Genomic DNA, 12,018 nt, shown 5'->3' with positions numbered 1-12,018 from the left:
CAAAGTTATTTTTTGTTCATCAGATTATCGAGTTTCTTTTTCAGTGAGCTGTTGCCGGGATCAATTTTCACGGCCTTCCGGTAATATTCCAGCGCCTCTTTGTCCTGACCGATCTTTAAATAGACATCACCCAGATGTTCCGTGATGTTGGCATCATCCGGCACCAGCTCCAGAGCCCGTTTGAGATGCATAAGCGAACTGTCGAACTTGTTTTTTTTGAAATGCACCCAGCCTAGCGAGTCCAGAATATATCCGTTGTCCGGTTTCATCTTTAACGCCTGGATAATCATTTTTTCGGCCTCTTCAAGATGAATGCCCCGGTCCGCATAGCTGTAACCAATAAAATTAAGCGCGTCCGCGTGCTGTGGATCTATTTCCAACACCTTTTCCATGGATTTGATGCTTTCCTCAAAGCGATTCATTTTTTCCAGAAGCGTACCCAGAACATAATACAGATCGGTATTCCGGGGAAAACGCCCGAGGCCTTCCCGGATCGTTTTTTCCGCCGTGGCCATATCCTTTTTATCTTCATGCAATGATGACAAATAGAGATACAAAACAGCCTGATCATTTTTCTTTGAAATGGCCTGACCCATGACGCGGATGGCATCATCAAGTCTGCCTTCTTTCTTGAGAATCATCGCCGCATGGATTTGGGCATTGGCATATAATTCAAACTCGGGAGATATTTTCTGATAAGCGATCAGCGCCTCATTCCAGTTCCCTTTTTGCTCCAGCGTGCTGGCAAAAAGATAACGCAATTTATCGTCACCGGGCGTCTCTTCCAGCAGCGAAGAAAATTGGACAATCGCCGCATCAAACCGGCGCATGTCGAAGTATAAAAGCCCCAGCGCCGTGCGGACTTCCCGATTGGCGGGATCTACCTTTAGAACGTCTTGAAATTCTTTTTGGGCTTCTTCCTGTTTGTTCGCTTTAATCAGCAGTTCCGCAATCTTCACGCGGAAACCGATGCGGGCAGGGTTCATCTCCAGATAGCGGCGATAAACACCTACCGCCCCGTCATATTTTTGTTGACTTTCATAGAACGCGGCAAGCCCCAGCCAGGCCGCTTCAAACGCCGGTCTCTGCACAATAATCTTTTGATAGAGAGCCTCCGCTTCCGCCAGTTGGTTCATCTGGGTCAGCGTTTTCGCGTAGTAATACATGCCGATAATATTATCAGGATCTATTTCCAGTAATTTTTGAAAAGTTTTCCGGGCTGCATCATACTCTTTTTCCTGGGCATAGATGGTCGCCAGATACAAATAAGCAACCTGATGCTCCGGATCAATCTCAATAATGGTCTGATATTCCCGAATCGCTTTATTGTATTCCCGCCGGTTAAAATACAAACCGCCCAGAATGGAGCGCAGTTCGACATTGCCGGGATTTTTCGCCAGAGCCGACTCCCCCAGAGACAAGGCAAGATCAACATTATCATTTTCAACATACAGTGAAACCAGCTCAGTCGTGAGATAAGGTGAGCCAGGATGAATGACGAGGGCCTGTTTGAGTTGATCGATTGCCTCTGCAAGGTTGCCATCCAGCTGCGCCAAAACGGCCAGCGAATAGTGGTAGGCGGCCTCGCCGGAATACTGTTCCGGAACATACGGATGGGATGACGGCCGAACGGCTGATAAGAAAGAGCAGCCGGCAAGAATAACGGGGAGAAGAAATCCGCAGACGGTGAATTTAATTATTTTTTTCATGGGGTACGATTGCCCTCAATTCTTACATCCCGGAAGGAGATCCCCGGTCAGGATGCGCCCTCTGCTGTTTTCTTCTTCACCAATTTCGATGCCGGAACAATCGAAATGCCTTTTTCCCGGAAAACCTTGCTGGCGTCTCTGACGGCCCGAATCGTTTCGGGATAGGGATGACCGATTAAAATCACCGGCGACTTGCCGGCAGGCGCCTCGGCTACCTCCATCATAATCCGGTAGATTTTATCATAGTCGCGTTCATTATCCAGAAAGACCCGGCGTGAGGCGGTGGTTAAATGAACTCTCCCGGCAACCAAAGTAGTTTTTGAAGAAGGAGTGGTGCGCGAATCGATAAAAAACAAATCCTTTTTTTTCAATTGCCTGAAAACCGGCATCAGTTTCGTCTCATCCGCCATGAATTTCGAACCCATGTGGTTATTAACGCCTGTGGCATACGGAACTGAAGCCAGATTTTTTTCCAACTGGAAAATAATTTCCGATTCATTCATATCCGTAAAAAGAGCGCCGTTGCCCGGTTTATCCTTCGGATAGGAGAGCGGCTCCATGGGCAGATGCAGCAAAGTTTCGCGATTGGCTTTGTGCAGCATTTCCGCCGCTTCACGCGAATGACTGAGCAGCGGCAAAATGGCGAAGGTGATATCCGCATCAATGCGCAGCAGGTCGCGCACCGCCTTCATGTCGTAGCCGATATCATCAATAATGATGGCCACTTCTCTTCCGGGCAATCGGGGCGGAACGGTTTTGGCAATAACGGCCGGTTCTCTTCCCGGAATGTTCCCGGCGGAAGGCTGAGCGATGCCGGAAGCTTTTTTCTGTAACGCTTTCGCCTGCGGTTGCGGCTTTCCTTTTATGCCAGCCGCAGGCTCTTCCATTTGCTTCTTCTGGATGTGCGGTGCCTGGACCACAACCGCTTCTTCACGGTGAAACAAAATAACGTAAATAATTGCGGCAACAGACAAGACGATCAGCGCGATTAAAACAGCTGTCAAATAATTTTTATTTTTCTTTTTCATAGCATAGCCGGCAATATCCGTTTTCCTGGATAAACGGCATCAGTTCCCCAGATTATATTTCATGATCTGCCAGCTTTTTAAGATATCGACGGCCGTCTTGAGTTGATTATCTTTAGCCAGATCGGCGGTCTCTTTCAAATCCTCGGTTTTATTTTCATCGAGCTGCGTGCCGTCCTCTTTGGCCGGCTTGATGTGGCCCTTGAGATCTTTTTCCCGAAGTCTTTCCATCAGACCATTCTCCGGCTCCTCGGAAGGCTTCATCAATTTAACGATAATGTCCGGTTTAATCCCCTCTGCCTGAATGGATCTGCCTTTGGGCGTGTAATACCGCGCGGTCGTTAATTTCAGCGCGGAACCGCCTTCCAGAGGAATCACCGTCTGCACGGATGCCTTACCGAAGGTCTGCGTCCCTACAATCAGCGCCCGGCCGTTATCCTGCAGCGCACCCGCCACAATTTCCGCTGCGCTCGCCGTCCCTTCGTTCACCAGAACAACCACCGGAACGGTGACTTCCTTGCCGCCATTGTCCCGTGCCATTGTTTTGGTTTCCATATTTTTTGTCCGTCCGCGTGTGGATACAATGATCCCTGATTTTAAAAACATGTCGGACACCTCAATGGCCTGGTTCAGAAGACCACCCGGATCATTTCTCAAATCCAGCACCAGCCCCTTCATCGGTTTTGCTTTTTCGCTCACTTCCGCCAGGGCTTTCTTCAGGTCGGCCGAGGTCCTTTCATGGAATGACGCGATGCGAATATAGCCAATATGCTCATCGAATATTTTTGCCTTCACGCTTTTGATCTGGATGGTGGCGCGGGTTAGAACGATATCCCTGGGCTTGTCCATGTTTTCCCTCAGGATCGTAATGGTAACTTTGGTGTCCTTGGGGCCGCGCAGTTTTTTTACGGCTTCTATAATGGTAATGTCTTTGGTGGATTTGCCGTCAATCTTAATAATCTGATCGCCGGATTTTACGCCGGCTTTGTAGGCAGGGGTATCTTCAATGGGTGATACAACGGTCAACACATCTTTTGAGATTGTTATTTCAATGCCGATCCCGCCAAAACGCCCCTGTGTTTCCACTTCCAGTTCTTTATAAACTTCAGCGGTCATATAGGCACTGTGCGGGTCGAGAGATTTGATCATTCCGTTGATCGCGCCCTGAATCAGGACAGTGGGCTCCACTTCATCCACGTAGTTTTTCTGCACCATATCCAAGACTTCGTTGAATGTTTTAATCTCTTTGTAGATATTTTTGTTCCGCGCGGCAACCTTGCTGTCGGAATACGGCCCAAAAATGACAAAAAGTCCAAGAATGATGATGACAAATACTGGCCATTTACCGGATATGTTTTTCATGGTCTGCCTCACTGTAAACAAAATAATTTTCTATAAGGACATGGCATTAATGGAAGGAAGTATATACTATTACGATCATTACTTTCCATATATTTCGGTGAACAGGAAAGAAATATTAAAAAACATTTTTATGAACCGGACGGGTGAGGGCCGGCGAATCCGGCGACTACTCGATCGACCAGGTTGTCCCGCCTGCCGAATCCTTCAAGGTAATATTCTGCAGGGCCAGCTCCTTGCGAATATCGTCGGCCCGGCTCCAATCTTTTTCCTCACGGGCTTTTTGCCGCTCCATAATCAGGTCTGCTATTTTGGAAACATCCAGGCCGCGCTTGGCGACTTCAATGCCGCGGTCGGTCTGGAAGAATAGATCCGGATCGGATTGAAAGACACCCAGCACATCGCCAAAATGCGTAAAGACGCCCGCCGCTGCATCCAGGATCATCTGTTTGGCCGGTACGGGCATTTTCTTTTCGGCGGTTGTGACATTATTGATCAACCGGGCGGCGTCGAAAACATAACCCAGAGCCTGCGCCGTATTAAAATCATCGTCGAGGGCGGCATCAAATTTATTTTTTAATTCATTTAATTTATGGATGTACTCCTGCCCGGCAGGCTGGAGCTTTTCCTGGGCTTGCGGCACTGCCCCCGCCCGTGTTTCTTTCATCAATTGCAGGGCGGTATAGCAGCGAATAAGGGCCGTTCTGGCTTCCTTAAGGGAGGTATCCGAATAGTCTACCGGGCTCCGGTAATGACTCTGGAGCATGAACAGGCGCAGAGCTTCCGGATGGTATAGTTTGATGATGTCCCGGATCGGGAAGATATTGCCCAGTGATTTGGACATTTTCTCCGCGTTGATTTTAACAAAGCCATTGTGCATCCAGTAATTGGCCAGGGGCTTGCCCGTTGCCGCCTGAGATTGAGCGATTTCGTTTTCATGATGCGGAAAAATCAGATCCTCCCCGCCCCCGTGAATATCAAACGTTTCGCCCAGATAACGCCGGCTCATGGCCGAACACTCAATATGCCAGCCCGGTCTGCCTTCTCCCCAGGGACTTTCCCAGCAAGGCTCGCCTTCCTTGCTCTTTTTCCACAGCACAAAATCCAGCGGGTTTCTTTTCTTGTCATTGACGTCCACGCGGGCGCCGGCGACCATTTCATCGAGTTTGCGTCCCGATAATCCGCCGTATGCAGAGAATTTGGCTACCGAAAAAAACACGTCGCCGTCCACGCAATACGCAATGCCTTTTTCTTCAAGCCTGGCAATCAGCGCAATCATATCCTCCATGTGCCCGGTGGCTCTCGGCGTCATGGTAGGCGTCAGAACATTGAGAGCGGCCATATCTTCGTCATGCAGTTTGATGTACCGTTCGGCTATTTGATCGATGCCGACGCCTTCTTTGTTCGCCCGATCGATGATCTTATCGTCGATATCGGTAAAGTTTTTGACATAGGTCACATCATAGCCGCGCGCTTTCAGATGCCGGAAGACCACATCAAAAACCACCGCGGCGCGGGCGTGACCGACATGGCAGACATCGTATGCCGTAATACCGCAAACATACATGCCGACGGCGCCTTCTCTGATCAGTTGCAGCGTTTCTTTCTGTCTTGTTCTCGTATTAAATATTTTTTGAGGCATTTTATTTTACTTTCATCAGGGATAAAGCGGGGCAGTCTGCAAACCGCTTTCTTCAGCCAGAGAACAGACCAGATTCATGTTCTGCACCGCCTGTCCCGCGGCTCCCTTAATCAAATTGTCAATAGCGGAAATAATAATCACCCGGTTGGTTCGCGGATCGTGAACCAGGCCGATATCACAGTAATTCGAACCGCAAACGGAAGATATATTAGGATATGTCCCGACAGGACATATCCGCACAAACTTTTCCGTTTCGTAAAACGAGGAATAGAGAGCATGGATATCCTTGAGAGCCATGTCCCTCTTCAGCGTCGCGTAAATCGTGCTTAAGATGCCTCTTTTCACGGGCAATAAATGCGGGGTGAAGGAAATGGCAAATTTTTCACCGGCCAGCACATTCAGTTCCTGCTCAATTTCCGGCGTATGCCGGTGTTTGCCCACTTTGTAAGCCTTAAATCCGCCATCCACTTCGCAAAACAGCGATCCCACCTGGGGGTCACGGCCTGCACCGCTCACGCCGGAGGCAGAATCGGCAATGATCGTAGAAACGTCCAAAAGCCTGTCTTTCAACGCGGGCATCAAGCCCAGAATAATGCTGGTTGGATAACAGCCAGGGTTGGCCACCAACTGCGATTTTTTGATGTCCTGCCGGTAGAGTTCAGGAAGCCCGTAGACTGCCTGTCCGAAAAGATCGGCGCTCTGATGTTTGGCATACCATTTTTCATATGTGGCCAGATCCCGCAGGCGATAGTCGGCGGAAAGGTCGATCACCTTCCTGCCCGCCTGAATAAAGACGGGAGCAATGTCCATGGAGACGCCATGGGGAAGAGCCAGAAAAACCGCATCGCAGAGTTTGGCTATCTCCAGGGGCGTGCCGTCTGAATAGGTCAGCGACGTTAAACCGAAAAGCGACGGAAACACGTCCGCCACAGGGACACCGGCATAGCGCCTGGACGTAACGGCCACCAGTTCCACCTGCGGATGCCCGGATAAAATCCTGATGAGCTCCTGTCCCGTATAACCGCTGGCTCCGAATATTGCTGCTTTAATTTTCATAGAAAAACTCCAAAAAAAAGGGAGGCCTGAAGCCCCCCTTGGATGATTAACGTTTGGAGAATTGGAATTTCTTACGGGCTCCCGGTTGTCCATATTTCTTTCTTTCAACGACACGGGCGTCACGTGTTAGAAAGCCTGCCTTTTTCAGTATGGGGCGCAACTCTGCGTCATATTCCAGAAGCGCTTTGGAGATTCCATGTTTGACCGCGCCGGCCTGGCCGGCAACACCGCCGCCGCTGACATTCACATACAGATCAAACTGGTCTTTTTTACCGGTTATTTCCATAGGCTGCCGGATGATCATTTTCAGGCTGGGACGGGTAAAATACTCTTCATAGTTTCTTTTGTTTACCACGATATTACCGCTGCCTGACTTCATATAGACGCGGGCAATAGCGCTCTTTCTCTTACCGGTTGCATAGTAACGTTGTACAGTCATGACTTCTCCCAAATAAATTTATAATCAATAATTACCAGAGGCAAATCAGACCGCCAGGGTCTGGGGACACTGGGCCTCATGTGGATGCGCATTCCCACTGTATACCTTCAGCTTTTTAAGCATTTTTCTGCCGAGATTATTCTTCGGCAACATTCCGGCCACAGCAATGCGAATTAAATTTTCCGGCTTTTCCGCCAGCATTTTTCCTGCAGCCGTTTCCCTCAATCCTCCCGGATATCCGGAATAAGAGTAATAAATCTTATCGGTGAGCTTTTTGCCGGTCAGGGTAATCTTTTCGGCATTCAAAACCACGATAAAATCGCCGGTATCGACATGCGGCGTGTAAATAGCTTTATGCTTGCCCCGAAGGCGCAGGGCGATCTCGCTAGCCAGCCTTCCCAATACTTTACCGGACGCATCAACAACATACCAGTCCTGTTTTGTCTCTTCCGCCTTCGCTGAAAATGTTTTCATAGTAAACCGCCACTTTAGTTAAAAATTTAAAGATGCAAGCTATGCAATTCCCGTCTGTTTGTCAAGAAAAATATTTGAAGCACCGTATAATTTCCAATCCCGGTTCGCTTTAATGATCAAAACGGCCGGCGCAACGATCCCGATCAGACAAATATGCCTTTAAAATCCAAACATACCTAATCCAGCCAGGGATAGTTTGAGCAGAATTGTCTGGTCATTGGATGTCTTGGTGTAGTCTACTCCCACACCCCAGCATTGTTCCGTATACATCAGCCCGACTGTATTTTCCACAATCTTGTTATTGAACAGCTTATTATAATCAGCTGTATTTCCGGTTGTATTTTGCGCCGTCTGATTATTAAACCCATCAAGCCGGGCAATGAATTTGCCGCTCAGATGCTCGGTGATAACCGCCCTTAAGTCCACATTAATCTCTTTGATGGCATTCTCCGTGTAACGGTAACCGAACGTCAGCTTATCGCCTCGCCAGTCGCTGACGCCCAGATCATAGTTCATCTCTTTCCAGCCGCCGTAAGGGTTGTATTTATTGCGGGCGGCAAAGCTGATATAGGGATGCGGTTTCAGATCAAGTTCGATCCCAATATCCGAAAAGGGCTGCCTCTCCGTGGCGGCGCCGGTCATATCTTTTTTAGACTCATTAATATCATACACTTGTAACAGTTTGAGTCTCAACAATTCAATATAATTCCTCGCTCCGTTTTTGTCTTTCAGCCTGGCGGTTACTGTATTGGTGAGCGACCAGCCTACGGCGTTTTGTTCCGCCAGCCCCAAACTCTGCCCCGCAAACGTATCCATGAACGAACTGACCGATGGAAAATAGTCGGGAAAACTGTCGCGCTGGCTGTTGGGAATATAGGAATATAAAATTTCAGGCTTTATTTCGTGCCGGATTTTCTCCCAATTCTGGATATTGACAGAAAACACGCGGGAAATCCGGCTGCTCATAGCGAGACCCGCGTTATAAACGGTCCGGTCCCCGCTGCTATTTCCGGACGTAGTCTGCTGGTCGTCACGGTTCCAATAGGTTTCATGCAAAGTAATTTGTGGAGTAACCTTCGCGTAGGTGGAAATGTTGAAAGGCAGAGAGATCGTCGGCGCAACATCCACATAGTGTCCCTTCTGTCCCTCACCCCGGTAAAAATAGTCATAAGTGCCTGTAAATTCATGATACAAAGGCGTCGAAAAAAGCTGCTGTTTGATGCCGGTAAAAATAATTTCCGGATATTGCTGCAATGTCCGGCTATTGCTCAGCGTTGCAAAATTATCCGTGTAACTGACACGAGCCGTCAGCGTATAGTTATCCCACCCCTTAAACAAACGCGCGGATGATTCCAGAGACGGCAGAGACTCTTTGCCTTCAAAGGGAACTTTTTGAAACGGGTTTGCCTCCGACGTGGAGTAATTGCTCAAATAATAATTGTGCGCGTTGAAATCACGAAAATACCAAGGGTCTGAAACACGATGCAAATCCGTCCGGATATAAAACTGCGAATCAAAATTCGTCTGATGATTTAAATAATAAGACCAGCGATTTTTATTCTCCTTCCAATCGCGGGGCAAACCGGCATCGTCGCTTTTGGTGACGTATTTTGAGGTGTCGTTCAGATAGTCGCCGTAGAACGTGCCGAAAGATTTGCTGCCCGCGAAATACCGGAATTCCAAACCTTCTTTTAAGCCTCTTTTTTCGATGTAGCGCGAATAAAGCGTCGTGTCCATTTCGGAATTAATCGCCCAGAAAAAAGGAATCTCGACATCCATGCCGTCTTTATCTTTTGAGTAGGCAAGATAAGGAAGAAGAAACCCTGTCTGGCGTTTGGTTTTCGCGGGAAACACGACGATGGGGGAATAGATGACCGGTACCACGCTTTTGGTCATCACGCGGGCATCCTTCATCAATCCAAAACCTTCCAGAGTGACTTTCATCGAGCTTCCGGCAATTTCCCAGGCCGGATTATCACCATCGCATGTCGTTGCCACCGGTTTCTCAATAAAATAGGTGTTTTCGCCGGTTTTCTCGATTCTTTCTCCTCTTATATAGAAATGATTGAGCGCGTAAAAGGCTTTTGAGTTATAGGCAACACCGGTATTATCCTCCACATTGACAACCATCTTATCGCCCTGCAACGTGTCTTTGTTCATCTTCAGGAGCGCGCTGCCCTCGGCGGTCGCCAGATTATTCTTCCGATCATACTCGACACTGTTTGCGGTTAAGATACCCTCGCCATAGGTAATAACTACATTGCCCTGAGCCGAATAAACATCGCGCTCGCTGTCATAAGACATATTATCCGCTTCGATCTTCACCGACGGTTCATTGACCCTGGCTACGGCAGGATTCTCTGCCCCCGCCACGGGGGATGGGGGGACAACCTGCGCATCAACAACCATTTCCTTCCTGACGGCTTTTTCCGGGTTGGCGTCACCGCTGACCGGCCGCGCAGGAGCTCTTGCCGTTTTGGGTGAAGCCTGTGCCTTAATTTCCATTGCTTTTTCATTTTCAGGCAAAACTTGAGAAGAACCATCATTCAGGACCGTAGAAACGGCGGCGGCCAGAACAACCTTGTTTATAATGGATGGCTTACGCAGGGACGCCGAGCGTCTGCCGGTTCCTCCTTTGTAATATCCGCTGGCAATGGCCTGTTTTTCAGAGCTGAAATAGACGCGGCGGTTTTTTTTGATCTTTTTATAATAACTCATGCCCGGCAGATAATAGCGTTTCGTGTATTTATTGCCGACAACAGGCCTTCGGACATGAGATGTTTTCTTTTTTGCCGCAAAGGAAGGGGAAGAAATCGTTTTCGGCGATTCAGCCGTCTGGGCATGACAGGGAAGAACCACAGCAAATATCGCAAGCAGAGAAAATAACAGGGATCTGAAAAACAAGGTCTTCATCTTGATCCGGCCTCACAATCGCGGTTTTTTGACGCAGGAATCAAGGATGTTTGAAGGTATTATCAAAAGACGCCGCTGCATTCTCAAAGTTTCAAAGCCTTATTATTTATTTAGTTGCAAGTCTCTTATCACAACAAATAATTTCTGGAAATATTTCTTTTACTTCACCGGCAAGATAAAGCGAACCGCAGGCGCAGACCAAATCTTGTTCACCGGCGCATTGCAGCGCCTGCAAAACGGATGCTTTCACATTTTCGGGAATCGCGGCCTGATAACCAATGCTTTCCATAAATGCCGCCAATACCTGAGGGTCCACAGCACGCTTCGTCTTCAAAGGCGGCAGAAAAATTCCCGAAGCCAGCGGCGCTATTCTTCGGAGCATCCGGCGATAATTCTTATCGGCCAGGGCGCTGAAGATCAAGATCAGGCGACGGCCCGGAAAATCCTTTTCCAGGACGCGGCAAAGCGATGCCATACCCGCCGGATTATGCGCGCCATCCAGCAGAAATAGCGGATTCGACATCAGGATTTCCAGCCTGGCCTCCCAGCGGGTTTTTGCCAGTCCCTTATGAACGGCCTGATCATCGATCCGGTAACCTTTCTGCTCCATAATTTCAACGACTGCAAGAGCCAGTGCCGTATTGCACAGCTGATGCGGCCCCCGCAGAGGTATAATCAGACCGTTAATTTTCCGGTTTTGACCTTCATAGGATATGGATTCATCCCGATGGATTTTAATTTTGAAATCAATTCCGAGTCTCAGAAGCCGGGCATGTCGGGTGCGACAGGTCCCGGTAAAAACATCGATGACTTTTCTTTGCGTTGCGGCGGTGACACAAACCCCGTTCTTTTTGATGATTCCGGCTTTTTCACGGGCAATCGATTCCAGCGTTTTACCCAGATAAGCCGTATGTTCCAACGCGATATTGGTGATCACCGAAACCAAAGGATCAACGATATTAGTGGCATCCAGCCGTCCACCCAGACCCACTTCCAGAACGGCAACATCCACACGCTTTCGGGAAAAATAAAGAAAGGCGGCCGCCGTAAGATATTCAAAGTAAGTCACCGGCTCCCAGGTGTAATCTTTGATCTCGGCAATCAGTTCCCCCAGGTCTCTGCGGGATATTTTTGCTCCATTGATGACGATTCTTTCGCGAATATCGATCAGGTGAGGGGACGTATAGAGACCGACCTTCAAACCGGCCTGCTGCAGAATTGAAGCCAGCATGGCTGCGGTGGACCCCTTGCCGTTGGTGCCGCCGATGAGGATGGTTTTATAGCTGCTTTGCGGATTGCCGAGACGCGTTAAAAGTTCAGTAATCGCCTCCAGGCCAAAACGCATGACGTCAATATTCAGGCTGGAAAGATAGGCGCCGGGAGAAAATTTCTTCATGAGGT

At 48.7% G+C, this 12,018-nt stretch carries 9 protein-coding genes; all 9 read right to left on the bottom strand.

Annotated features, from left to right (window positions below; all coding sequences use genetic code 11):
- Nucleotides 1–5: 5 nt before the first annotated feature.
- Nucleotides 6–1,709, bottom strand: coding sequence for a hypothetical protein (locus tag CVU71_15895; GenBank protein ID PKN17549.1), 1,704 nt, complete (start codon nucleotides 1,707–1,709; stop codon nucleotides 6–8).
- Between the two features lie 47 nt (nucleotides 1,710–1,756).
- The gene (locus tag CVU71_15890) at nucleotides 1,757–2,737 is read right to left on the bottom strand and encodes a hypothetical protein (protein PKN17548.1); all 981 of its coding nucleotides are present in this window, start codon (nucleotides 2,735–2,737) and stop codon (nucleotides 1,757–1,759) included.
- Between the two features lie 39 nt (nucleotides 2,738–2,776).
- A complete protein-coding gene (locus tag CVU71_15885) occupies nucleotides 2,777–4,096 on the bottom strand; it encodes a peptidase S41 (protein PKN17547.1) in 1,320 nt (439 codons plus the stop codon).
- Nucleotides 4,097–4,262: 166 nt separating this feature from the next.
- Nucleotides 4,263–5,735 carry a cysteine--tRNA ligase gene (locus tag CVU71_15880; protein ID PKN17546.1) on the bottom strand — a complete coding sequence of 491 codons (1,473 nt, stop codon included), beginning with the start codon at nucleotides 5,733–5,735 and terminating at the stop codon, nucleotides 4,263–4,265.
- A 15-nt stretch (nucleotides 5,736–5,750) separates the two neighbouring features.
- A complete protein-coding gene (locus CVU71_15875; protein PKN17545.1) occupies nucleotides 5,751–6,791 on the bottom strand; it encodes an N-acetyl-gamma-glutamyl-phosphate reductase in 1,041 nt (346 codons plus the stop codon).
- Between the two features lie 46 nt (nucleotides 6,792–6,837).
- Nucleotides 6,838–7,230 carry a 30S ribosomal protein S9 gene (locus CVU71_15870; GenBank protein ID PKN17544.1) on the bottom strand — a complete coding sequence of 131 codons (393 nt, stop codon included), beginning with the start codon at nucleotides 7,228–7,230 and terminating at the stop codon, nucleotides 6,838–6,840.
- Nucleotides 7,231–7,275: 45 nt separating this feature from the next.
- Nucleotides 7,276–7,704 carry a 50S ribosomal protein L13 gene (locus tag CVU71_15865; protein ID PKN17543.1) on the bottom strand — a complete coding sequence of 143 codons (429 nt, stop codon included), beginning with the start codon at nucleotides 7,702–7,704 and terminating at the stop codon, nucleotides 7,276–7,278.
- A 159-nt stretch (nucleotides 7,705–7,863) separates the two neighbouring features.
- Complete coding sequence (locus CVU71_15860; GenBank protein PKN17542.1) at nucleotides 7,864–10,617, bottom strand: hypothetical protein; 2,754 nt, start codon at nucleotides 10,615–10,617, stop codon at nucleotides 7,864–7,866.
- Nucleotides 10,618–10,723: 106 nt separating this feature from the next.
- Entirely contained in the window at nucleotides 10,724–12,013 is a 1,290-nt protein-coding gene (locus CVU71_15855) for a bifunctional folylpolyglutamate synthase/dihydrofolate synthase (protein ID PKN17541.1), read from the bottom strand.
- Nucleotides 12,014–12,018 lie beyond the last annotated feature (5 nt).

Source organism: Deltaproteobacteria bacterium HGW-Deltaproteobacteria-6, from assembly GCA_002840435.1.
Taxonomy (GTDB): Bacteria; Desulfobacterota; Syntrophia; order Syntrophales; family Smithellaceae; genus UBA8904.
Note: the sequence above shows the minus strand (reverse complement) of the source record. Positions and strands in the feature narration are given on the sequence as shown.